This window comes from Rodentibacter ratti, assembly GCF_002000485.1.
Taxonomy (GTDB): Bacteria; Pseudomonadota; Gammaproteobacteria; order Enterobacterales; family Pasteurellaceae; genus Rodentibacter; species Rodentibacter ratti.
On the sequence record NZ_MLAJ01000005.1, the window covers coordinates 176116 to 199068 of the forward strand.

The 22953-nt window shown below is 39.4% G+C and carries 22 protein-coding genes; 9 read left to right on the forward strand and 13 right to left on the reverse strand.

Annotated elements, in window-relative coordinates; all coding sequences use genetic code 11:
- Positions 1-37 precede the first annotated feature (37 nt).
- Genes BKG94_RS05845 through BKG94_RS05865 form a run of 5 tightly spaced genes read left to right on the forward strand, consistent with a single transcriptional unit; the run spans position 38 to position 3102 of the window.
- Complete coding sequence (locus BKG94_RS05845) at positions 38-721, forward strand: DUF4198 domain-containing protein (protein ID WP_077435155.1); 684 nt, start codon at positions 38-40, stop codon at positions 719-721.
- A 12-nt stretch (positions 722-733) separates the two neighbouring features.
- Positions 734-1237, forward strand: a complete 504-nt coding sequence (locus BKG94_RS05850) for a carboxypeptidase regulatory-like domain-containing protein (protein ID WP_167377236.1) — start codon at positions 734-736, stop codon at positions 1235-1237.
- Positions 1237-1860 carry a cobalt transporter CbiM gene (cbiM, locus tag BKG94_RS05855; RefSeq protein WP_077435159.1) on the forward strand — a complete coding sequence of 208 codons (624 nt, stop codon included), beginning with the start codon at positions 1237-1239 and terminating at the stop codon, positions 1858-1860. Before BKG94_RS05850 ends, cbiM begins: the two co-directional genes overlap by 1 nt.
- Positions 1857-2498 carry an energy-coupling factor transporter transmembrane component T family protein gene (locus BKG94_RS05860; protein WP_077435161.1) on the forward strand — a complete coding sequence of 214 codons (642 nt, stop codon included), beginning with the start codon at positions 1857-1859 and terminating at the stop codon, positions 2496-2498. Before cbiM ends, BKG94_RS05860 begins: the two co-directional genes overlap by 4 nt.
- Complete coding sequence (locus tag BKG94_RS05865; RefSeq protein ID WP_077435163.1) at positions 2485-3102, forward strand: energy-coupling factor ABC transporter ATP-binding protein; 618 nt, start codon at positions 2485-2487, stop codon at positions 3100-3102. Before BKG94_RS05860 ends, BKG94_RS05865 begins: the two co-directional genes overlap by 14 nt.
- A 227-nt stretch (positions 3103-3329) precedes the next feature.
- On the opposite strand, the gene BKG94_RS05870 is transcribed toward BKG94_RS05865, so the two are convergent.
- A complete protein-coding gene (locus tag BKG94_RS05870; RefSeq protein WP_077435165.1) occupies positions 3330-4805 on the reverse strand; it encodes a leucyl aminopeptidase in 1476 nt (491 codons plus the stop codon).
- A gap of 111 nt (positions 4806-4916) precedes the next feature.
- Between BKG94_RS05870 and lptF the strand changes: the two genes are divergently transcribed.
- Both lptF and lptG read left to right on the forward strand, forming a co-directional pair.
- Positions 4917-6008 (forward strand): LPS export ABC transporter permease LptF, encoded by a 1092-nt coding sequence (gene lptF, locus BKG94_RS05875; RefSeq protein WP_077435167.1) that lies wholly within the window; start codon positions 4917-4919, stop codon positions 6006-6008.
- An 8-nt stretch (positions 6009-6016) separates the two neighbouring features.
- Positions 6017-7093: an LPS export ABC transporter permease LptG gene (gene lptG, locus BKG94_RS05880; protein ID WP_077435169.1), complete on the forward strand. Its 1077-nt coding sequence runs from the start codon at positions 6017-6019 to the stop codon at positions 7091-7093.
- 74 nt (positions 7094-7167) lie between these two features.
- On the opposite strand, the gene fbp is transcribed toward lptG, so the two are convergent.
- The 5 genes from fbp to BKG94_RS05905 form a co-directional block, all read right to left on the reverse strand.
- Positions 7168-8172 (reverse strand): class 1 fructose-bisphosphatase, encoded by a 1005-nt coding sequence (fbp, locus tag BKG94_RS05885; RefSeq protein WP_077435171.1) that lies wholly within the window; start codon positions 8170-8172, stop codon positions 7168-7170.
- A gap of 146 nt (positions 8173-8318) precedes the next feature.
- The gene (locus BKG94_RS05890) at positions 8319-8990 is read right to left on the reverse strand and encodes a DUF484 family protein (protein WP_077435173.1); all 672 of its coding nucleotides are present in this window, start codon (positions 8988-8990) and stop codon (positions 8319-8321) included.
- Between the two features lie 68 nt (positions 8991-9058).
- Positions 9059-10357, reverse strand: coding sequence for an adenylosuccinate synthase (purA, locus tag BKG94_RS05895; protein WP_077435175.1), 1299 nt, complete (start codon positions 10355-10357; stop codon positions 9059-9061).
- 126 nt (positions 10358-10483) lie between these two features.
- Positions 10484-11836 carry a lysine-sensitive aspartokinase 3 gene (gene lysC / locus BKG94_RS05900; RefSeq protein ID WP_077435177.1) on the reverse strand — a complete coding sequence of 451 codons (1353 nt, stop codon included), beginning with the start codon at positions 11834-11836 and terminating at the stop codon, positions 10484-10486.
- A 118-nt stretch (positions 11837-11954) separates the two neighbouring features.
- Entirely contained in the window at positions 11955-12668 is a 714-nt protein-coding gene (locus BKG94_RS05905) for a SanA/YdcF family protein (RefSeq protein WP_425272261.1), read from the reverse strand.
- Positions 12669-12817: 149 nt separating this feature from the next.
- Here BKG94_RS05905 and metX point away from each other — a divergent pair, with 149 nt between their 5' ends.
- Positions 12818-13903 carry a homoserine O-acetyltransferase MetX gene (metX, locus tag BKG94_RS05910; protein ID WP_077435181.1) on the forward strand — a complete coding sequence of 362 codons (1086 nt, stop codon included), beginning with the start codon at positions 12818-12820 and terminating at the stop codon, positions 13901-13903.
- A gap of 27 nt (positions 13904-13930) precedes the next feature.
- On the opposite strand, the gene BKG94_RS05915 is transcribed toward metX, so the two are convergent.
- On the reverse strand, positions 13931-14485 hold the full coding sequence (locus tag BKG94_RS05915; RefSeq protein ID WP_077435183.1) for an NAD(P)H nitroreductase: 555 nt from the start codon (positions 14483-14485) through the stop codon (positions 13931-13933).
- 111 nt (positions 14486-14596) lie between these two features.
- On the opposite strand from BKG94_RS05915, the gene sppA reads away from it, so the two are divergent.
- Entirely contained in the window at positions 14597-16450 is a 1854-nt protein-coding gene (gene sppA / locus BKG94_RS05920; RefSeq protein ID WP_077435413.1) for a signal peptide peptidase SppA, read from the forward strand.
- Between the two features lie 62 nt (positions 16451-16512).
- Here the strand turns inward: sppA and BKG94_RS05925 are convergent, their stop codons facing one another.
- The 6 genes from BKG94_RS05925 to BKG94_RS05950 all read right to left on the reverse strand — a co-directional run bounded on the left by BKG94_RS05925 (position 16513) and on the right by BKG94_RS05950 (position 22916).
- Complete coding sequence (locus tag BKG94_RS05925) at positions 16513-17445, reverse strand: bile acid:sodium symporter family protein (protein ID WP_077435185.1); 933 nt, start codon at positions 17443-17445, stop codon at positions 16513-16515.
- 63 nt (positions 17446-17508) lie between these two features.
- A complete protein-coding gene (locus BKG94_RS05930; RefSeq protein WP_077435187.1) occupies positions 17509-18318 on the reverse strand; it encodes a peptide ABC transporter ATP-binding protein in 810 nt (269 codons plus the stop codon).
- Positions 18319-18321: 3 nt separating this feature from the next.
- Entirely contained in the window at positions 18322-19374 is a 1053-nt protein-coding gene (locus tag BKG94_RS05935) for a peptide ABC transporter ATP-binding protein (protein ID WP_077435189.1), read from the reverse strand.
- Between the two features lie 2 nt (positions 19375-19376).
- Complete coding sequence (locus BKG94_RS05940) at positions 19377-20264, reverse strand: ABC transporter permease subunit (RefSeq protein WP_077435191.1); 888 nt, start codon at positions 20262-20264, stop codon at positions 19377-19379.
- Positions 20254-21219, reverse strand: a complete 966-nt coding sequence (locus BKG94_RS05945; RefSeq protein ID WP_077435193.1) for an ABC transporter permease — start codon at positions 21217-21219, stop codon at positions 20254-20256. The genes BKG94_RS05940 and BKG94_RS05945 overlap by 11 nt, the downstream gene beginning before the upstream one ends.
- The gene (locus tag BKG94_RS05950) at positions 21219-22916 is read right to left on the reverse strand and encodes an ABC transporter substrate-binding protein (RefSeq protein WP_077435195.1); all 1698 of its coding nucleotides are present in this window, start codon (positions 22914-22916) and stop codon (positions 21219-21221) included. Before BKG94_RS05950 ends, BKG94_RS05945 begins: the two co-directional genes overlap by 1 nt.
- Positions 22917-22953: the final 37 nt, after the last annotated feature.

Sequence of the window (22953 nt, forward strand, 5' to 3'; positions counted from 1 at the left end):
ACTTTTTTAATAATTAAATACATGAGGAGACAAACAAATGAAATTCAAAAAACTGATGGTGGGATTAGCCGCACTTTTCGCGCAATCTATGGCAAATGCACATAATGTATGGCTTGAACCCACTTCATCACAAGGTGAGTATGTGATGAAATTTGGTCATACCGAAACGGAATCCTATCCTCAACATAAAATCCAATCTTTCCAAGTCTTAAATTCTCAAGGAAAATTAACCGCACTTGATTATAAATTTAAAGAGGGTGAGGCTTATATTATGCCGAACGCGAGCATAGTGTTTATGGTATTTAATAACGGTGTATGGTCAAAATTACCTAGCGGCAAATATGTGGAGAAAACCAAACGTGAAGCTCCTTCTGCGGAATTTACGACCAATCCGATGAAGATGGGAAAAGCCATTTTAAAATGGGATGAACAATCTTTTAATGCGCATAATGTGGCTTATGAATTGATTCCGCAAGAGAAAGCAGAAGCGGGAAAAAAACTTGCTATTCTCGTGTTGCATCAAGGTAAACCGCTTCAAGGGATCAAAGTAGGCGTAGGTGAAGATGCGCCGTTTAATGTAACCAATGAAAGAGGTATTGCTGAATTTACCCCGGTTAAGGGCTATAACAAAGCCTGGGCGGAGTTTGAAGAAAATGTGACGGGGAATCCCGATTATGACCGCCGTTCTATTGAGTATATGCTGACGTTTAATGCAGAATAAAACAGGATAATGATGAAAATTAAGTCTTTTTTTACCGCACTTTTAACGGCGCTTTTCGCTGCATTCTATTTACCGAATGCCAATGCTCATGCACTTTATGTCTTTGCTCAGTATGATGGGCAAATTCTTGCGGGTAAATCCTATTATTCCGATATGACACCGGCTGCAGCAACCTATTTGGAAGTATTTCGTTCAGGCATTGAAGATCCTATTTTAACCGGCAAAACAGATGCATTGGGCGCGTTTAATATTGCCATACCGGATGTGGCGAACAGCACATTAAAGGTGGTGGTAGAAGGTGAAGAGGGGCATAAAGTCGCGGTGGTAGCCGATCGTATGATTGCGACAAATACACATAATAGTGGCGAGAATTTTATGTTACTCCGTGAAGATATTGCACATTTAAAAGATAAAATTTATTTGCACGATATTTTAGGCGGGATTGGCTACATTGTGGGGATTGCCGGATTCATCGCTTGGTTGAACGCCCGAAAAATGAAACAGGGATTTAAATAATGCATTTATCTGAAGGGGTGTTGCATACCCCCATTTTATTATCGGGCGCAGTGCTTGCTGCTGTTGGTGTAGCAGTTGGGCTTCGCAGATTAGAGCACGAACGTTTACCGATTACCGCCTTATTTGCCGCCGCCTTTTTTGTCGCAAGCACGATTCATATTCCGGTAGGAATTGGCAGTGTACATTTGATCTTAAACGGTATGGCAGGGCTATTTCTTGGATGGGCGGTATTTCCGGCGTTTCTCATTGCCTTGCTGCTACAAGTATTGTTCTTTTCTTTTGGCGGATTTGCCGTTTTAGGTGTGAATCTCTGCATTATGGCAACACCGGCTATTCTTGTTCATTATCTTTTCCGTTCTTTTCTACGCCCTCAAATGAGCTTAAAGCGCTGTCTTTTAACCGGCATAGGTGCCGGGGTAATTGGCGTTGGTGGCGCAGCAGCCTTGGCTTCTCTAGCATTAGTGCTTGATGGCGGAAAAAATTACATTGATCTTATTTGGTTATTGCTTGTTTCTCATCTTCCCGTGTTTATTTTAGACAGCGTAATTAGTGTTGGTGTGATTTCTCTACTTGGCAAAATGTATCCGGATGCACTCAACCCCATAGCACGGATTGCTTCATGAAAATTCATGCGTTATTCCAACCGCACTTTCGATTAATTTATCTCTTTATCTGGGGATTTATTATCAGTGGTTTACAAGAGATTACTTGGCTCATCACGCTAAATATCAGCGTCATATTTATCTTTATCTTGCTTATTTCAGTGAGAAAACAATCCTTTTTCCCTTATTTTCGACGTTGGATCCCGCTCTCACTTTTCATTGTTTTAATGTGGGCAACATTAAGTTGGCGAATCGGGGAAAATAGGATTGAGTTTTACCCTCAGGGAATTCAACTTGCCAAAATATTGAGCCTTCGGATGAACCTTTTACTGTTTTCCGTTTGGCTTTTTTTATGGAATATCAATGAAACTGTTTTGATACAGGCACTGGGTAAATTGCCATTGCCTGAAAAATTAATTCAACTATTTGTGTTAACAGTGCGTTACATCGCTCTTTTAGGTGAATTACGACAAAAAATGGATAGAGCAATGCGTGCCAGAGGGTATCAACCGAAATTTAATGCTCGAACCTTTTATGTTACGGCACAAAGTGTCGCATTATTATTAGTTCATGCGTTGTTAAAAGCGGAAATGGCACAAATTGCTCTGAAATGTCGTGGTTTTCAATTTGGCAAAAGGAAAGAAGATGATAAGCGTTAAAAATCTTTGTATTGAACGTAATAATAAAACGATTATTGAGGATTTAACTTTTCACCTTGAGGGGCAAACACGTTTATTTGTTCAGGGAGATATTGGCTCGGGGAAAACCACTTTATTGCTTGCATTGCTCGGTTTTGTGCCTATCTCGAAAGGTGAGATCAGAATGTTTGATCAAATTTGTCAAAAAGAAAAAGATTTTGCCCCTTTCCGAGGTCGAGTGGGAATTTGTTTTCAAAATGCTGATGAGCAACTGTTTGGACCTACCGTGTTGGACGATGTGGCTTTTGGCCCGCTGAACCAACGACATTCCCGTGAATATGCCTATCAACTTGCGGAACAGCAACTTGAACGTTTGGGAATCGCTCATTTAAAGGATCGTACGGTGCATACCCTTTCCGGTGGTGAGAAAAATTTTACCGCACTTGCCGGTGTGCTTGCTATGCAGCCCCAAATTTTATTATTGGATGAGCCCACGAATGGACTAGATCGTAAAAATATCGAAAAACTGACCGCACTTTTGCAAGAACTAGGGTTACCTATGCTCATATCTTCACATCATCAAGGGTTTATTGATGGATTGGCGGATGAAATTATCAGTTTGTGATGTTCATAAAAACGAAAAGAACTGAATCCGGATCTTTGGGAAAGAGTAGCAAGCTATCAAGATCAGACGCTTTCTCAGCTCTTTTTGCATTTACCGCAAGAGTAGAAAAAAGCCGTGAGAGAAGTGATTATGGCAATGGATAAGGCATACCGTGAGGGAAAATAATGCCTAAAAACTGACCGTACTTTGTTGTGATAACGAAAAGTGCGGTCAATTTTATTTCGGTTTTATTTCACTTGATTTATTAAAAATTGCGTGAGCAAAGAAACTGGGCGGCCGGTTGCGCCTTTGTTTGCACCTTGTAACCATGCAGTGCCGGCGATGTCTAAATGTGCCCAACGATAGTTTTTGGTAAAGTTAGCCAAAAATGCACCGGCTGTGCTTGCTCCGCCCCAACGTCCGCCAATATTGGCGAGATCGGCAAAGGGTGATTTGAGCTGTTCTTGGTATTCTTCGCTTAACGGTAAACGCCAAGCTTTATCCGTGGTTTGTTGAGCGGCGTTGAGTAATTCGTTTGCAAGATTTTCATCTTCTGACATTAAGCCGCTGTTGTGTTGCCCCAACGCCACTACGCACGCGCCGGTTAGGGTCGCTACGTCAATCACCAATTCAGGTTCAAAGCGTTCCACATAGGTAAGTGCATCACATAGCACAAGGCGGCCTTCCGCATCGGTATTTAATACTTCCACGGTTAAGCCGTTCATGGTGGTGAGAATATCCCCCGGGCGATAGGCATTGCCGTCCGGTAGGTTTTCGCAACCGGCAAGTACGCCGATGACATTTAAAGGTAAATTAAGTTCGGCAATGGCTTTCATTGTTCCGAATACGGAAGCCGCACCGCCCATATCATATTTCATTTCATCCATATCGGCTGCCGGCTTTAAGGAAATGCCACCGGCATCAAAGGTTAATCCTTTACCGACAAGCACAATCGGTTTAGTGTTTTTATCCGGCGCATTATTGAAGTGGAGAATCGACATATAAGCCGGGTTTGCCGAACCGCGGGAAACCGCAAGATAGGCATTCATACCCAGCTCCGCCATCATTTTCTCATCAATCACTTCAAGGGAAAGTGCGGTGAATTTCTCTGTTAAATTTTTCGCTTGATCAACAAGATAAGCCGGGTTACATTCGTTCGGTGGCATATTGGCAATATCCCGAGCGGCTTTTACTCCGGCAGCCGTGGCTTGAGCGTGCATAATGGCTTGTTGCGCCTGTTTGCAATCGCTATTGAAAATAAAATCTTCTAAGCGGATGTTTTCCGATTTTTTAGATTTGAATTGATCGAATTGATAGTTGGTATGTTCAATGGTTTCAATGGCAAAACGAATATTCCAGTAGAGATCACGATTTTTCAGCTCAATTTCCGTTAAATAAGACACAACTTCCCGAATATTTGTTTCTTTTAGACTTTTTAAAAGATTTTGAATGAGTTGCTTATATTGGCGTTCGTTGAGTTCGCCTTTTTTACCACAGCCGATAATTAACAGTCGTTTTGCTGCAATGCCATTGAGATCCCGTAGTAATAAGGTTTGCCCTAATTTTCCGGTGATTTCACCGGATTTTATCAGACCGCTGAGATAACCTTGTGTTGCAAGATCGATTTCATTGAAACTTTTTGAAAATTCATTGTTCTCATACACACCGATTACAATACATTCGGTAGGTTGTGAAAGTGCGGTCAATTTTGCCTGATATTTCATATGATTTCCTTATTTTTTGACTATTTAAATCAGTCAAAATAAGGTATCATACACGGTCAATTTTATCCAGTTTTCCCCTTCATTTTTAACGATAAACAATAACGAAATAAGATGATTTTAACGCGATATTTAACGAAAGAAGTGTTCAAGAGCCAAGTGGCGATTTTGTTCATTTTGCTGTTGATTTTTTTCTGCCAGCAACTTGTGCGTGTACTTGGTTCTGCGGCAAATGGTAATGTACCGGCAGACTTGGTTTTTTCTTTACTTGGACTGGGAATGCCAACCATGGCGCAATTAATGTTGCCGTTGTGCTTGTTTATTGCCATTTTACTGACATTTGGGCGTTTGTATGCTGAAAGTGAAATTACCGTGATGCGTGCTTGTGGTATTGGTCAGCGGATTTTAGTACGTGTAGCACTCATGCTGTCTTTGTTCACGGCGGGCTTGGCAGCCTATAATGCGTTATGGCTTTCCCCTTGGGCGATTCAAAAACAAAGCACGCTTGTCGAAGATGCGAAAGCAAATCCAACGATGGGAGCACTTTCTTCCGGTCAGTTTATGTCCGGAAATAATAACTTTGTGTTATTTATCGATAATATTAAAGGCAACCAAATAAACGAGGTTTATTTATTCCAAACGGCACCGAAAGGGCAGACAAAACCTTCCGTCATTACTGCGGAAAAAGGGGAATTAAAAGTCCTACCAAATGGCGATCAAGTACTGAATTTGCAAAATACACAACGGGTGGAAGGTACAGCAGCATTGCCGGATTTTCGTATCACCCATTTTGACGATTATCAGGCTTATCTGGGATTTCAAGCCACAGATAATAAATCTGACGAAGCCGCAGCCCTTTCTTCTGAAGAATTAGTGAAACAAAATAGCATCGCAGCAAAAGCTGAATTACACTGGCGGATTAGCCTTATTTTAGCCGTACCGTTAATGGCATTAATTGCGGTGCCATTAAGCCGTGTGAATCCAAGACAAGGGCGTTTTGCGAAGATTTTGCCTGCATTATTACTCTATCTTATTTATTTTTTATTGCAAAGCTCATTTAAGTCTGCCGGTTCGGCAGGAAAATTAGATGCTGCAATTTTTATGCCTGCCGTGAATGTTATTTTCCTATTATTTGGGATTATATTGAATAGCTGGGATAGCGCACTGATGTATAGATTCCGTCATCTTTTTAGCCGAAAAGGGTAAGTCAAATTATGATGAATACTTTAGACCGTTATATTGGTAAAAGCATTTTAGGGGCGATTTTTGCAACCTTGCTCACCCTTGTGGGGTTATCTGCAATCATTAAATTTGTCGAGCAGTTTCGTAGTGTGGGTAAAGGAACTTATGATGTATTGCAGGCAGTTAGTTATACTTTTTTAACCATCCCCAAAGATGTGGAAACTTTTTTTCCTATGGCGGCATTATTGGGGGCGTTGATTGCCCTTGGTAATTTAGCCAGTCGTAGTGAATTGGTGGTCATGCAATCCGCCGGTTTTTCACGTTTTAAAATTGGATTGGCGGTGATGAAAACCGCTCTACCATTGGTTATTTTGACAATGGTGATTGGTGAATGGGGTATTCCTCAAACGGAACAATTCGCCCGTGATATGAGAGCTCGTGCAATCTCAGGTGGCTCAATGCTTTCAATAAAAAATGGGGTGTGGGCAAAAGATGGTCAGCGCTTTGTTTTTGTGCGTCGTGTTACCGATAACGTGAAATTAAATGATGTTTATATTTACACTTTTGATGACAATCGCAATTTAACACAGTTAAAACATGCCAATCAGGCGACGTATTCCTTAGAAGAAAATAAATGGAAACTTCATCAGGTAAACAATTCAACTATCCAAAAAGAAACGATTACAACGACAAATCGTTTAACTGAATCTTGGGAAACGAATTTAACACCGGATAAGTTAGGCGCTGTTTCATTGCGTCCAACTTCATTATCCATCAGCGGATTATATGAATATATCCACTTTTTAAAAGAAACGGGACAAGATACACGACGCTTTGAATTAACGTTTTGGCGTAAGATTTTTCAACCACTTTCTGTGGGTGTGATGATGATGTTGGCTTTATCCTTTATTTTCGGATCATTGCGAAGCGTAACGGCTGGTGCGAGAATTGTGACGGGAATCTGTTTTGGCTTCTTATTTTATGTAGTAAATGAGATTTTTGGTCAAATGAGCGTGGTTTATAATATGCCGGCAATATTTGGTGCTTTGATTCCAAGCTTATTGTTTATTACGATTATTTGGTGGTTATTGAGCCGAAAACGGGATTAATTTTTGTATAGAAAAAGTGCGGTCAGTTTTGAAGGGGTTTAAAATTCCTTTAAAACTGACCGCACTTTTGTTAATTACTCGTCTTTAAAGGTCAGCATCATTTCTTCCGCTTTTTTCACCATTTCTTCAGAACCGACAAATAATGGCACGCGTTCGTGTAATTCTTTCGGTTCGATGTCTAGAATTCGACGGTAACCATCAGTGGCTAATCCCCCGGCTTGTTCAGCCAAAAATGCCATCGGGTTGCCCTCATAAAGTAAACGCAATTTTCCTTTTGGATAGTTTGTCGCGCTAGGATAAATGTAGATTCCACCTTTTAATAAATTGCGGTGGAAATCGGCAACAAGAGAACCAATATAACGTGAAGCATAAGGGCGTTGTGTCGTTTTATCTTCCTCTTGGCAATATTTAATGTATTTTTTCACACCTTGTGGGAATTTGAGATATTGTCCCTCGTTAATGGAATAAATACGTCCCTCTTTCGGCATTTTCATATTTTCATGGGAAAGACAAAACGTGCCGATAGAAGGATCGTAGGTGAATCCGTTTACACCATGTCCTGTGGTATAGACCAACATAGTGGATGAACCGTATACAATATAGCCGGCGGCCACTTGTTTATTGCCGGGTTGAAGGAAATCTTCCATGGTTACCGGTGTACCAATAGGAGAGATGCGGCGATAAATAGAGAAAATAGTCCCTACGGATACGTTTACATCAATATTGGATGAGCCATCAAGAGGATCGGTTAAAATCACATATTTTGCATTACGTCCGCGTTCCGTATCAAAGGCAATAAAACTTTCCTCTTCTTCAGAGGCGAAACCAGCCACTTCTTCGCGTGCCATTAGAGCGGCTTTCATCGTATTGTGAGCAAAGAGATCGAGCTTCATTTGGCTTTCACCTTGCACATTTTCAAGACCGGATTGACCTAAAATATTAGTCAGACCGGCTTTATTGATATCGCGATGAATAATTTTCGCTAATAAACGGATCGATGACAAAATCCCACTTAATTCCCCTTTGGCATTCGGATATTCTGCCTGGCGTTCCACAATAAATTCACTTAATGTTTTCATAATGTTTCCTTTTAACAAAGCTTATGAGAATTATAAGCTATTTAGAATTTTCACAAAAAAGACAATTTGCAATAATGAGATCTCGATCACAAAAATTTTACATGTTTAGAGTAGGGTAAGGTATCCCAGTAATAGAGTGTAAGTTATTATTGGCTAAGATGTTTTTCTAAATGAATATCCACAATATCGACTAAATGTTTGAGAAAAGAAACGTCTTGCCCGTTATGAAAACGTTGTGTTTCACGTGAGCGAAAGAGCAAAATTGCGGTGGGTTTATGCGTCTCTTTTGTGCCAAGCAGGCAGCAAGCCACAGAACCGATGGGAAACTCTTCCGGTAAAAACATTAAAGATTTTTCTTTACCAGTTAATTCACCTAAATAAAATTGGCGTAAACCTAAACGTTCCAAGCGAATAATTTCAAAGGCTTTACGATCGATCCAATTATTTGGGGGGATATTTTCCGTTTTTTTCCAGCTATCGGTAAAAAGGAGAATTTTGGCACCGTCTAATTCGTAAGATTTTGCCCACTGATCGAGTTTCTTTTCCACAGAAAGAAAATCTTGCGCCTGAAATAATTTCTTTTGGAGCGGGATTAAGGCAAAGAAAATATCAGCTTCTTGGATTGCCAGTTGGTGAAATTTTTCAAGTTGTGAGGTGAGTGCGCTAATCTCTTGACGGTATTGGGTTAATTGAGCTTCAATGAGTGAAATCGTGCCTTTTTGCGGATGATGAAAAGTCAGATTTCTTAAGAGTGAAGGGTGTCGGGTAAAGAAATCGGGATGGCTTTCAAGGTAATGAATAATGTCTTGTTCGTTCATAATGTGTTATTCAAAACGGAAGAAAAAAAGACCGCACTTTTGAGTGCGGTCGGAGAATAAGAAGAAAATTATTCTGCAAAAGGGTCACGTAAAATCATAGTTTCAACACGATCAGGACCGGTTGACAGAATATCGACCGGTACGCCGGTGACTTCTTCAATACGCTTAATATAGTTAAGGCAGTTTTGCGGTAATTTATTCACATCAGTGACACGGAATGTATTTTCTTTCCAGCCCGGTAAGGTTTCATAAATTGGCTCAATGCCTTCCCAATCTTTTGCTGAAAGTGGGGCGTATTCTACAATTTCACCATTTGGCATTTTATAGGCCACACAGATTTTAATTTCATCAAAGCCATCTAATACATCCAATTTCGTCATACAGAAACCGGAAATAGAGTTAAGTTGAATTGCCCGACGAATTGCTACGGCATCAAACCAACCGCAACGGCGTGGGCGACCGGTTACTGCACCAAATTCATTCCCTTTACGTGCAATTTCAGCGCCGACTTCATCGAATAATTCAGTAGTGAATGGGCCGCCGCCTACGCGAGTACAATAAGCTTTAATAATGCCTAGTACATAATCCAAATTACGAGGACCGAAGCCGGAACCGGTTGCAACGCCTCCCGCCGTTGTGTTTGAGCTCGTTACAAACGGGTAAGTTCCGTGGTCAATGTCTAACATTGTTCCTTGTGCACCTTCAAATAGGATATTATCGCCATTTTTACGTGCAGTATCTAAAATCGTCGTAACATCTGCTACCATACCGGTAATAATATCTGCTACCGCCATCACATCATCTAATGTTTGTTGATAATCAACCGGCTCAACTTTGTAGTAGTTTACTAATTGGAAATTATAGTATTCAAGGATGTTTTTAAGTTTTTCAGCAAAGGCCTTTTTGTCAAATAAATCGCTGACCCGTAAACCACGGCGGGCGACTTTATCTTCATAAGCCGGACCGATACCACGACCGGTTGTACCAATTGCTTTTTTACCCAGTGCGGCTTCACGGGCGTGATCCATCGCAACATGGTAAGGTAAAATTAATGGGCAAGCTTCAGAAATGAATAAACGATCACGTACTTTAACGCCTCGATTTTCAAGTTCTCCCATTTCTTGCATTAATGCAGCAGGTGAAAGTACCACACCGTTACCAATCAAACAGGTAACATTTGGGCGTAATATGCCGGATGGAATTAAACGTAATACGGTTTTTTCGCCGTTAATGATAAGTGTATGTCCGGCATTGTGACCACCTTGGTAGCGCACAACGTATTTTACCCGATCCGTTAATAAATCAACGATTTTGCCTTTACCTTCATCGCCCCATTGTGCGCCCAAGATAACAACATTTTTTCCCATAATTTCCGCCTTTTAGATTCGGTTAATTAGTCAAATGAACAGCCGGTTACTTTACTCTTTTTTGGCTATAATCTCAATGTTATTAATAAAAAAGTGCGGCTAAAAATAACCGCACTTTTAGGATTTTTACTCAAACAATGATTTGTGTAAGGAGCGAACAATTTCATCAGCATGCTCGCTTTGTACCAACATACAAACATTGTTTGTACTGGCGCCATAGCTGATCATGCGGATATTGTAAGCTTCCAGTGTTTCAAAAATACGTTTTGCTATGCCTGATGCAATATGCAGGTCATTTCCGATCAGTGCAACAAGAGATAGACCGGTATCCACTTTTACCGTGCAATATTGGCTTAATTCTTCCAATAATTCATTTGAGAGTAAATGCGTACCGGATGAGCTTGAACCTGTTTTATCCAGGGTTAAAGCAATACTGATTTCAGATGTGGTAATAGTATCCACAGAAATTTTGTGTTTTGCCAAAATACTGAATACGTTAGCCAAGAAACCTTGAGCATGTAACATACTCAAGCTGGAAAGAGTCAATAATGTTTGGTCTCGACGCAATGCGATAGCTCGGAAAGTCGGTCGAGGTTGCGGATCACGGGTGACCCAAGTTCCTCCTTCTTGTGGTGCTTTACTGGAGCCTACATATACAGGAATGTTACTTCGAACTGCGGGTAATAATGTTGCCGGATGAAGAACTTTTGCGCCGAAAGTTGCCATTTCTGCAGCTTCTGCAAAACTCATCGTATCAATGCGTTGTGCTACCGGGACAATGCGGGGATCTGTGGTGTAAATGCCGGCAACATCGGTCCAAATCAATACATCTTTTGCATTTAATACTTCAGCTAATAAGGCCGCAGAGTAGTCGCTACCTCCACGCCCTAATGTCGTTGTTTTCCCGGTCGGTTCACGACCGATAAAACCTTGAGTAATGATTAATTCACCACGATCAATTAACGGCTTTAAAATATGGTCACTATTATTTTGAGTTTTTTCATCATCCGGTACGGCTTTGCCAAAATGATTATTGGTTGCCACAATATTGCGCACATCTATCCAAGTTGCACTGGTATTGTGCTCACGTAAAATTTCAATAAAAATTTGTGTGGACATCATTTCGCCGTGGCTGATTAATTCGTCCGTTAACGCCGTTGAAGTTGCGAGACTTGCGGCTTCGGAAAGATATTCGATATTTTCAATGTATTTTTCAATGATTGGACGAACAAGAGAATCGTCTTTTAGTTCATTTAAGATATTTTCTTGAATTTGGCGTACTTCACCAACTAATCTTCTTCGTTCTTCCGCTTCTACACCCTTTGCGAGTTCCACTAAAAGATTTGTGACGCCGGCAGAAGCGGAGAGTACGACAACGCGGGTATTGGGATCGTCAATAATAATTTTTGCACAGGCTGTCATTGCAGTGTAGTTAGCAACGGAAGTGCCACCAAATTTAGCGACCGATAAATGAGACATAATATATTCTCCTGTTAAGTTAAATGGATGTTTTAAGTATTGTGTTTGCAAGGTTATAGAAATAACGATTTAGTAAAAAATTGTCAAATAGATTTCATCAAAAATCGATTAGATTTTTTTATTCGTTATCGGGGAGGGGAAGCGGTTCAGGATCGCCTAAAAAATAAGGTTGGATGCCGATCACTAAATCAAAAATTGCTTTTACACGGGCAAAGGTTTCCCGAATACGCGTACCCAAATAAGTATCAGGTTGTTTTGCCGCGAAACAAACCGCATCAATATTATAATGTTTGGCGATAAACAAAGCGCGTTCGCAATGAAATTTCTGGCTGATAATAGTATATGACGGGACTTGGAATACTTTATTGGCTCGCACTACAGAATCTAATGTGCGAAAGCCTGCAAAATCCTGAAAAAGGCGATCTCTTGGGATATCCATTTTTCGTAAATCCCTTAGCATTGTGCGTGGCTCATTGTATTGTGATGTCCGATTATCGCCGCTGAGGAGAAGATAGCTTACTTTTTGATGATCAATAAGTGTTTTAGCTGCAGCAAGACGATTGGTGTAATAATCGTTGGTTTTACCTGTGGCGACATATTTTGATGTGCCAAGTACAACACCGTAAGGGTGATAAGGTAATTTATCCACATCTTCGAATACCCTATCACGCACATAAAAACTGATAGATTGGTCGATTATCAGACAAACTAAAAGAAAAGACACACTCCCATAGTACATCCAACGAATCATTTTTTTTAAATGAAAGCGATGCCAAAGGGAAAGTGCGGTCATTTTGAGAGATGTCTTTGAATCAATCATGGTAATTAAAATAATGAAAACGTGAAGTAAGTTCAAGCTGAATTTTGTATTCATTGCACTATACTTTAGTTTAGCCGTTTAGACGGCTAAAATTTCTTGACAAAGAGAATAAGCTGTTGATAATTTAAAACATCTCTTTTATTTCATGCAGTAGGTTTTCAATGTCGTCTGTCGAAAATGTGGTGCTTTTTCAAGATAATCCGCTACAGCTTGTGTTGGGCGGTGAAATTTCACCGATTAATGTGGCTTATCAAACTTATGGGACATTGAATACGGACAAAAGTAATATTGTGCTTATTTGTCATGCCTTAACAGGTGATGCGCAGCCTTATTTTTCAGATAAAGAAAAAAACGGGTGGTGGCAGAATTTTATGGGTGATGGTCTGGCACTGGATACTTCCCGCTATTTTTTCATCTGCTCGAATGTATTGGGGGGATGTAAGGGCACGACAGGACCGGCATCCATTAATCCTAAAACGGGTAAGCCTTACGGTAGCCAATTTCCAAAGATTACTGTGCAGGATATTGTACATGTACAAAAGGCTTTGCTCGATCATTTAGGCATAACACATTTAAAAGCCGTGATTGGCGGATCTTTTGGCGGAATGCAAGCGACCCAGTGGGGAATCGAATATCCGGATTTTGTTGATAATATTGTTAATCTTTGTTCATCACTTTTTTTCAGTGCAGAAGCCATCGGATTTAATCATGTTATGCGTCAAGCTGTGATTAATGATCCCAATTTTAATGGAGGAGATTATTATGATGGCACACCGCCTGAACAAGGATTATCCATTGCCCGTATGTTGGGTATGCTGACTTATCGCACTGATGTTCAGCTTGCTAAAGCATTTGGTCGAGCCACTAAATCGGAAGGGCATTTTTGGGGTGATTATTTCCAAGTGGAATCCTATCTGACTTATCAAGGTAAAAAATTTCTTGAACGCTTCGATGCTAATAGTTATTTGCATTTATTACGTGCATTGGATATGTATGATCCGAGCTTGGGGTATGCTGATGTTCAAACGGCACTTTCACGTATTAAAGCACACTATACGTTAATTTCTGTGACAACGGATCAACTTTTCAAATCCACTGATTTACAGAAAACCAAACAGCTTTTAGAACAAAGTAATGTTTCCTTAGTTTTTCACGAGTTTCCATCGGTTTATGGGCATGATGCTTTTTTAGTGGATTATGATGGATTTGATAAATGGATTTGTGAAGGTTTGGCAGGTAAAAATTGAAAAGTGCGGTAAAAATTACCGCACTTTTTATAGGTAGCTCACAAATTCATCAATATTTCCTGTTCGAGATTCGCGTTCAGGTTTTTCTGCTGCTGTACCAAGCATTAATAAGGCGACAATTTCATCTTGTTCACGGCAGCCAAGTGCGTGTCGTAATGCACTGCTGTTGATCCATTTCCCTGTGATCCAAACATTATCAAATCCTTGTGCATTAGCGGCAAGTTGGATGCCATAGGCGGCACAACCTGCCGTAACCAATTGTTCCCAAGTAGGCACTTTTTCCACATCTGGGTTAATTTTTGCAACAACAGTTATTACCATCGGTGCACGATGAGCAAGTCTTTCAGCTTTTTTTAAGCCTTCTTCGCCAAGGTTGAGTTCGCAAGCTGCTTCTTTGAGTAAATTTTCTAATTTATTCAATCCTTCATTTTCTATCACAATGAAATGATAAGGCTGCAATTTTCCATGATCCGGCGTGCGAAGTGCTGCCTGAAAAATTTGCTCAAGTTGGCTCTTACTGGGGGCCGGTGAAGTCAGCTTTTTATTTGAACGTCTTGTGGTTAAAAGGGTTAATGTATCCATTTGATTTCATAGAATAAATAAAAGTGCGGTGGATTATAGCATAGTTTTTAGACTGAGTTTATGTTACGCTAGCCACAATTTTTTCAATCTCCTCAAGCCTTTATGAACCCAATTTTTCGAGTCATTAAATTTTGTTGGCATACACTAAATTTTATTCGTGATTTAGTGATGAATTTCTTCTTTTTAATTTTCATTTTGTTGCTGATGACCATTTTCAGTATTACGGCGAATACCAAAAAAAGCGCAATAAATTTAAATGTGGACAAAGGCGCATTATTACTCAATTTAGACGGTTATTTAGCTGATAATCGTGATGATACATTTGGTTGGCAACAGGTATTGCGTGAATTAAATAGCGATCGTATTCCGACTAAAATTTCTACCTTTGATGTCGTGTATGCCATTAATTTAGCAAAAGAAGATGAGAATATTCGTGGTTTAGTATTGGATCTTAATTATTTTTCAGGTGGTGATTTACCCGCAATGAATTATATTGGGAAAGCTATTCAAGATTTTAAAACCTCAGAGAAACCTGTCATTGCGTTTGCTAACAATTATTCCCAAGGACAATATTTCTTAGCAAGTTTTGCGGATCAAATTTATTTAAATCCCATTGGTCAAGTGTCCATTCGAGGGTTAGCGCAAGAAAATCTCTATTATAAAGATTTATTGGATAAGATCGCCGTTACACCACATGTTTTTCGTGTCGGAACTTACAAATCTGCCGTAGAACCTTTTTTACGTAATGATATGTCGCCGGAGGCCAAAGAAAATATGAATCAATGGTTAAACGGAATGTGGAATAACTATGTGCAAACGGTGAGCGGAAATCGTCGTATTTCGGCGGAAATGTTATTACCGGGAGCCAAACAATATTTGGCTGAACTGAAGGCATTAAAGGGCGATAGTACGGCTTATACAAAACAGCGAAAATTGGTGACGGATATTGCCGGCAATCTTGAATTGAATAAAAAATTGACCGCACTTTTTGGTAAAAATTTGGAAGGTGAGGCAAATATGATTCATTTTTCAGATTATTTATCCGGTTTTGAAGATCGAATGGCTTCATCGATAGATGAAAATAAAATAGCCGTGATAAACGTTGAGGGCGCAATTATTGATGGTGAAAGTATAGAAGACGAGGTAGGTGGAGACCATGTTGTACGCCTGCTACGTAAAGCTTATGAGGATACACGGGTAAAAGCGGTAGTTTTACGCGTAAATTCACCAGGTGGGAGTGCTTTTGCTTCGGAATTAATTCGCCAAGAAGTGGATAATTTACAAAAAATAGGTAAACCTGTGGTGGTCTCTATGGGTGCAATGGCTGCTTCGGGCGGTTATTGGATTTCCGCAACCTCCGATTATATTATTGCGGATAAAAATACCATCACCGGCTCTATCGGCATTTTTGCGATGTTGCCGACTTTTGAAAATGCAATTAAAAAAATCGGAGTGAGCACTGATGGAATTAGTACAACTGAGCTAGCAGAAACTTCTGTTTTCAGCCCACTTTCTAAAAATACGCAAGATGTTTATCAATTAGAAATAGAACACGGTTATGATAAATTTTTAGATTTGGTGAGTCGTGGTCGCCAAATATCAAAAACAGCAGTAGATAAAATAGCACAGGGGCAAGTATGGTTAGGTACGGACGCTTTTAAATACAATCTTGTGGACGAATTGGGAGATTTTGATCGCGCTGTAGAAAAAGCTGCTGAATTAATGAATCTTCATCGTGAAACTGTCATTGAAAATTTTACGGTGGAATGGATGACAGAAGAGGATAGCAGCATGATCGGTAAATTGTTTCGGGATCTCAAATATAACGCCCGACAACTTATGTTAACTTGGCTTGATTTACCAAAACCTATTCAACAACTCAAACAGCATTTAAACCAACTGAATAAATTTAATGATCCGAAAGGGCAATATTTGTATTGTTTGAATTGTGGTGGAGTGAAATAATTTAGTCTAACGAAAAAGCAGGGGATTCCCTGCTTTTTCTTTAAGTGCGGTCAATTTATACGTTATTTTTGGTTTTTCATATTTGAGAAAATATTCGCAAGAATCGGACCGGATACATTATGCCAGAAACTGAATAATGCACTAGGTACAGCGGCGATTGGATTGAAATGTGCCGCAGCGAGTGCCGCACCTAGACCGGAATTTTGCATTCCTACTTCAATAGCAATTGCTTTACTGTCCGCAGTATTCAGCTTGAAGAGTCTTGCAGCTAAGAAACCGATTAAATAACCTAAGCAGTTGTGTAAAACAACGACACTGAAGATCAATAGACCTGATTCGACAATTTTATCTTTGCTTACAGCAACGACAGCGGCCAAAATTAAGACAATTGAAATAACGGAAATAAGCGGTGTAATTTTGCTTGCTTGTAGCGTCATATCTTTAAATAAAGCACGAACGACTAAACCTAAGAAAATCGGGAAAAGGACCATTTTTAATACCGACATAAACATTGCTGAGGCATTAATATCTAGCCACTGGCTTGCCAATACATAGAAAATTGCCGGAGTAATCAGTGGAGAAAGTAATGTTGAAATTGTAGTACAGGCTACAGAAAGGGCAGTATTCCCTTTTGCAAGATAGGTCATTACATTAGAGGAGGTTCCGCCCGGACAAGAACCTACTAGGATTACACCCACTGCTAAATCTGAAGGCAGATTAAATACTTTAGCAAGTAAGAATGCAATAGCCGGCATAATAATAAATTGTCCGGCAACCCCGATAAATACAGCTTTAGGATGTTTTGCAACTTCACTAAAATCTTTGAAAGTGAGTGTAATCCCCATACCAAACATAACTAAACCGAGCAAGTATGGAATGTAGGGCGCAAAAACTTTAAATTCGGCAGGGAATAAGAACGCGAGAACGGCAAAAACAATTGCCCATAAAGCAAAAGTTTTGCTGACAAATTGAGTTAATTTAAGCAGTGCTTGCATGGATTTTCCTTATTGTAATGTAAATAAAAGAGAAGTCGATTCTAAAGGTGTTTTTCTTTCAAATCAATCATCCATACTAGAACGAACCCATGAGTTTTCATCGAGCAATCTACCAAAATGACTTTCTACTAAACGTTTTGTTATGGTAGTTTGAGGCTGGCAAAAGAGATCTTTAGGATTACCATATTCAATCATTTTCCCTTCATCCATCACTAATACATTATCTGAAATATGTTTAATCAACCCTAAATCTTGTCCTACATAAATATAGGAAACACCAAGGTGGGCTTGTAGATCGAGGGAAAGATTCATTAGTTGAGCACGAACAGATGAATCAAGCATACTGAAAGTATCATCTATTATGATAATTTCCGGCTCTAAGATAAATGCACGAGCCAGTGCAACCCGTTGCTTTTGACTGGCGGAAAGATTATTAATTTTTAAATTAGTATAATCAGGATAAAGCCCTACCATTTGGAGGGTTTCAAAAATTTTTTGATTACGGGTTTCTTCATCCCAATTTGTGGTTAAGCGAAGGGGAGTATCTAAGATTTGCCCAATATTTTGACGAGGATTAAATGCAGAATTCACATCTTGGAATACCATCCGAATATGCTGAGTTCGATAGTGTGAATCTTCAAAATTAAGCGTCGCACCGTTAAATTTTATTTCACCTGAGGTGGGCTTTGTCATACCTGCAATCATTTTGACCAAAGTCGATTTGCCCGAACCGTTTTTACCGATAATAGCGAGAGTCTGTTTTTGTTCAAGATTAAAACTCACGTTTTCTACGGCCTTAAAGGCATTTGAACCAAACCAACGGGCAGGATCATTAAAGGTTTTAGACAATTCAATGACTTCCAATAATGGCATAAATTATTCCTTGTGTAGCTCAGCGGATAAAGTTAAAGGTGAATTGGCTAATGTTTCCTTTAAACGTTTTTCTCTAAGATTAATTGGAAAATGACAAGAAAACTCATGTTGCTTAATGCGGTGACGAGTAGGCTTTTGCATACATTCTTTTTGTGAAAAGGGGCAACGAGGTCCAAAACGGCAGCCCATCGGCATCTGTTCTAAAAGTGGTACTGTGCCTTCTAATGTTCCTAATTTTGTTTTAAAACCAAGAGGTTCAGTAAAATCCGGTACAGAATAAATCAGTGCTTGGGTATAAGGATGATGAGGCGATTCCAACAATGTTTGAGTAGGCGCCGACTCGGCGTTTTGACCACAATATAGCACAGACATTGTGTGACAGAGATCGCTAATACTACGAATGTCATTACTTGCTAAAAGAATACTGGTTCCTTGATTTTGATTCATACTGGAAAGTAAACGAAAAACTTGGCGCGCAGTGATAGATTCTAAAGTATTGGTCGGTTCATCAGCAATTAATAAGCGGGGTTGGTTAGCCACCGCAATTGCGATCATCACTTTTTGCCCTTCGCCTTCTGTGAGATCATTAGGATAGCTTGCCATAATTTCTTGGTGATCTTTAATTCCGACACGATGTAATAGTTCAATGGCTCGTCGTTTTTTCCAGCCGAACCAATTCCACCATTTTCCTCTGAATGTCCAGTTGGGAATACTTTGAATCAGTTGTTTTCCAATCTTTCTGCTAGGGTCTAAACAAGTAAGCGGATCTTGAAAAACCATAGAAACTTCTTTCCCTATGAGTTTTCTGCGCTCGGTCGGTGATAGCTTTAAGAGTTCTACATCATTAAAACGAAAACGATCTGCGGTGATAATCCAATCTTCTTTTATTGAATTGGCAATGACTTTTGCAATCAAACTTTTTCCCGAACCGGATTCACCCACTAACCCTAAAATCTCACCTGAATTTAGGGTCAAATTCACGCCGTCAACGATTCTAATTTGTCCGTTTGGTGTTTTAATTTCAATGTTTAGATTGCGAATATCTAGCAGTACCATAATTATTGATAATATTGGTTAATGGCTTTACATAAGCCGTTAGTAAATAAAATACTTAATAAAATAGTGATAATAATTGAAAAACCGGGCAGTAATACCGCCCAAGGTGCGAGATAGATAAGTTCCAGTGAATCTTTAATCATTGCGCCCCATTCAGGCATTGGTCGTTGTGCACCAAGTGAGATAAAGCTTAACGCTGTAATATCTAAAATAGCAATGACAAATGCACGTGAAATTTCTTGAATGTAAGTGACGGTAATATTGGGCAAAATAGTGCTACGCAACAATTCAATATTGGAAATACCATCAAGTTTTAGCATGATCACATATTCTTTTTTTAGTTCTTGTTGAATGGCTTGGTAAATGGTGTGGATAAAGTAAGGTAGCACCGCCAATATGGTTGATACCATTGCATTCATTAAACTGGGTTCCATAAAGGTCGAAATAATGATAGCAATGAGCAAAATAGGGAGTGATAGGAATGCATCAAAAATATGTCCGAGGAAACGTGCTTTAATGCCCTCTGACATACCGGCTAGAATTCCTAATGCCCCACCGATAATGGCTACGAGAAATACGACAATGAGCGAAGAGCCGAGAGTATAACGAGTTCCCATAATAACTCGACTTAATACATCTCGAGCGAGATCATCGGTTCCGAAGAAAAAGGCAATTTGTCCTTTTTCTACCCAAGAAGGTGGCATCAATTCCTGTCCGACAAACTCCATACTATCGCTATAAGGTGCGATAAAAGGGGCGAAAAGAGCGGTTAAAATTAATAGAAAAAATAAGTAAAAACTGAATAAGGCGATACGGTTTTTACGAAACTGTAACCAAATTTGATAAATTGATGTGCTTTCACGAAATTCATCAGGTTCTTTATCTAGCATACCAACCTTTCTTATTAAATGGATCGAGAATAAACATCAGCGTTTTTGCCAATGTATCAAGAGTGATTATACAAATTCCCAAGGCAATCACACCGGCTGAAATACTGTTGTAGTCTTGATTGCTTACTGCATCAATCAACCAACGTCCTATACCAGGCCAGCCAAGGACAGTTTCTACCAACATACATTGTGTGATCACTAATGTGAATACGCGTGTAATCTGTGGCACTAATAAAGGAAAGGTATTGCGGAAAACATATTTTCGCAAAATCTTCCATTTTGACCAACCACGGGTGAGAGCAGCTTTTGTATAATTTTGTTGCAAGATGTATTCTGCGCGCTGCTGAATAATACGGATAATTTCCATCGTAGGTAAAATACATAAAATCAGCGTAGGCAAAGCTAAATGTTGTAATACGCTTTGCACAATTTTTATTCGATAAGGCTCATCCACGAACCATACATCAATCACCGGAAAGCCGCTAATCGGCTTAATTTCATAAAGTAAATTATACTGTCCCGTAGCGGAGATTTCCCAGCCATAAATCGCTGCGGCATAAAGCAAAATTGGCGCAAGCCAGAAAACAGGGATCGATAAACCTATGTAAGAGAGGGTTTGTAGGCTTTTTGAAAAAATGCTCTGATTGTTAATCGCACTTAGAATACCAAGCGGAATACTTAAAATAAAGGCAAGTAAAAGCGCAGTAAAACAGAGTTCTAATGTGGGCGGTAATACGGTAAAAATCAGTGATTTTAAAGATTGACCGCCATTGTAAGTAATACCAAAATCTCCCTGTAACAACGAGCTAAGATAGTGAAAATAAGCACTATAAATGTTATTTGTAATAAGGGCAGCATTAAGCGGATCACGCATTAAAATCGCAAAGCTAAGTAAAGTTAAAATAAATAACAATAAGCTGACCCAAAGGAGATGACGTAGTACTGACCACAACATTATTTTTTCTCCTTAGCGAAATAGAGTGTCGAAAAATTCATGCTGCCAAATGGGCTCATTTGTACACCCTTTACATTTTTATTTGCCACTAAAAAGCGTTTTGCATTGGCAATCGGGATAATAGGTAACTCTCGTAATACTAAGTCCTGTGCAAGATTATAGTTTTTAGCGCGTTCTTGTAATCTTGTGTTGGAAAGTGCATTATCCATGAGTTGATTAAATTTAGGATTGCACCAATTAGATAAGTTTGTGATGTCATCTTTGGTATCACAGCTTAAAATTGGGCGCATAAAACCATCTGGATCTAAATTTCCGGTAAGCCAACCGGTAAGGATCATATCGTAATCCTCGGTTTTTTTCGCCAGTTGATCGAGTAAAAATACTCGAGTAACCGACCGCACTTTTACTTTTACACCGGCTTGAGCTAAATCCCATTTAATCAGTTCCGCCGTTTTTAATGGGGAAGGATTGTATACCTGTTCTTCATTTAATACCCACATATTCAGATGAAGATTTTTATTGGATAGGATATTTTTCGCCTGTTTGGGGGAATAATCAAATTCAAATTCCGGTGTATTTACAGTAGATGCCCAAGAAACATTAGGAATAATATTATTCGCTACGGTAGCTGTGTTGTGATAGATATTGCGTACAATGCGTGCTCGGTTAATGCTCTGAGAAATTGCTTGGCGAATTTGCTCATTTTGCATAATCGGTTTATTAAAATTAAACGCAAGATAGGAAAGATTCATTCCGTCTGTCGATTGTAAATAATAGCGTTCGTCATTATCGTGTAACAAACCTAATTGACTCACTTCCGGATAAGCCGCAATTTGGCATTCATTGTTGAAAAATTTAATAAGCCGAGTTGTGCGTTCGGTGGATAAATCAACCAAAATATGTTTAATTTTGGCATCTTTGTTCCAATAATTATCATTGCGTGATAGTCTAACATATTGATTATATACATAGTTTTGAACCTGATAAGGTCCTGTGCCGACAGGGTGGGTATCCAATTGTGTGATATTATTGTCGGCATTTAATTGATAGGCATATTCTTGTGAGAAAATAATCGCATATTGGCTGGCAAGATGCGACAAGATAGAGGAGTCTGGCTCAAATAGTTCGATTTTAACTTGGTAAGGATTAACCGCAGTAATGGATTTTATTTTTTGGTTTAATTTTATGCTATCAAAATAAGGAAAGCGTACTCTTTTTGCTTGCTCATGAAATATGCGATATTGTGGATTTTTATCATACTCAGAATTCTCTTGATCTAAAATAGGTAAATAGGTGTCATGTCCGAGTACACGGTTAATGGAAAATACTACATCTTCCGCATTAAAATCACGAGTTGGTGTAAACCATGGCGTATGGTGAAATTTTACCCCTTTACGGAGATTAATTAAAATCTCCTTACCATCGGCTGAAGTGGAATAAGACACCGCTAGAGAGGGGGTAACCGTTGCACTGTGATTTTTGATTTCAAACAGCTTATTATAAATTTGTTCCGTTACCACATTCATACTCGTACCGGCATCTGCCGTTTGTGGATTGAAAGAAAAACCCGATACATTGGTGCAATAAATCAATCCATTTTCTGTTAAACTTTCTGGCACACGCGGTGCGGCTTGAACTTGTATAAACAAGCCCATATTTAGCAGAAGGCAAAAAAATGTCAGATTTCGGCGTAACATACTGTGTGCGTTATGGTAAATTATGCTACAAATTGTA

What these genes read in the sequence shown, in the direction of transcription:
- BKG94_RS05845 (WP_077435155.1), top strand. Translation starts at nt 38, where the DNA reads ATGAAATTCAAAAAACTGATGGTGGGATTAGCCGCACTTTTCGCGCAA.
- BKG94_RS05850 (WP_167377236.1), top strand. Translation starts at nt 734, where the DNA reads ATGAAAATTAAGTCTTTTTTTACCGCACTTTTAACGGCGCTTTTCGCT.
- cbiM (WP_077435159.1), top strand. Translation starts at nt 1,237, where the DNA reads ATGCATTTATCTGAAGGGGTGTTGCATACCCCCATTTTATTATCGGGC.
- BKG94_RS05860 (WP_077435161.1), top strand. Translation starts at nt 1,857, where the DNA reads ATGAAAATTCATGCGTTATTCCAACCGCACTTTCGATTAATTTATCTC.
- BKG94_RS05865 (WP_077435163.1), top strand. Translation starts at nt 2,485, where the DNA reads ATGATAAGCGTTAAAAATCTTTGTATTGAACGTAATAATAAAACGATT.
- BKG94_RS05870 (WP_077435165.1), bottom strand. Translation starts at nt 4,805, where the DNA reads ATGAAATATCAGGCAAAATTGACCGCACTTTCACAACCTACCGAATGT.
- lptF (WP_077435167.1), top strand. Translation starts at nt 4,917, where the DNA reads ATGATTTTAACGCGATATTTAACGAAAGAAGTGTTCAAGAGCCAAGTG.
- lptG (WP_077435169.1), top strand. Translation starts at nt 6,017, where the DNA reads ATGATGAATACTTTAGACCGTTATATTGGTAAAAGCATTTTAGGGGCG.
- fbp (WP_077435171.1), bottom strand. Translation starts at nt 8,172, where the DNA reads ATGAAAACATTAAGTGAATTTATTGTGGAACGCCAGGCAGAATATCCG.
- BKG94_RS05890 (WP_077435173.1), bottom strand. Translation starts at nt 8,990, where the DNA reads ATGAACGAACAAGACATTATTCATTACCTTGAAAGCCATCCCGATTTC.
- purA (WP_077435175.1), bottom strand. Translation starts at nt 10,357, where the DNA reads ATGGGAAAAAATGTTGTTATCTTGGGCGCACAATGGGGCGATGAAGGT.
- lysC (WP_077435177.1), bottom strand. Translation starts at nt 11,836, where the DNA reads ATGTCTCATTTATCGGTCGCTAAATTTGGTGGCACTTCCGTTGCTAAC.
- metX (WP_077435181.1), top strand. Translation starts at nt 12,818, where the DNA reads ATGTCGTCTGTCGAAAATGTGGTGCTTTTTCAAGATAATCCGCTACAG.
- BKG94_RS05915 (WP_077435183.1), bottom strand. Translation starts at nt 14,485, where the DNA reads ATGGATACATTAACCCTTTTAACCACAAGACGTTCAAATAAAAAGCTG.
- BKG94_RS05925 (WP_077435185.1), bottom strand. Translation starts at nt 17,445, where the DNA reads ATGCAAGCACTGCTTAAATTAACTCAATTTGTCAGCAAAACTTTTGCT.
- BKG94_RS05930 (WP_077435187.1), bottom strand. Translation starts at nt 18,318, where the DNA reads ATGCCATTATTGGAAGTCATTGAATTGTCTAAAACCTTTAATGATCCT.
- BKG94_RS05935 (WP_077435189.1), bottom strand. Translation starts at nt 19,374, where the DNA reads ATGGTACTGCTAGATATTCGCAATCTAAACATTGAAATTAAAACACCA.
- BKG94_RS05940 (WP_077435191.1), bottom strand. Translation starts at nt 20,264, where the DNA reads ATGCTAGATAAAGAACCTGATGAATTTCGTGAAAGCACATCAATTTAT.
- BKG94_RS05945 (WP_077435193.1), bottom strand. Translation starts at nt 21,219, where the DNA reads ATGTTGTGGTCAGTACTACGTCATCTCCTTTGGGTCAGCTTATTGTTA.
- BKG94_RS05950 (WP_077435195.1), bottom strand. Translation starts at nt 22,916, where the DNA reads ATGTTACGCCGAAATCTGACATTTTTTTGCCTTCTGCTAAATATGGGC.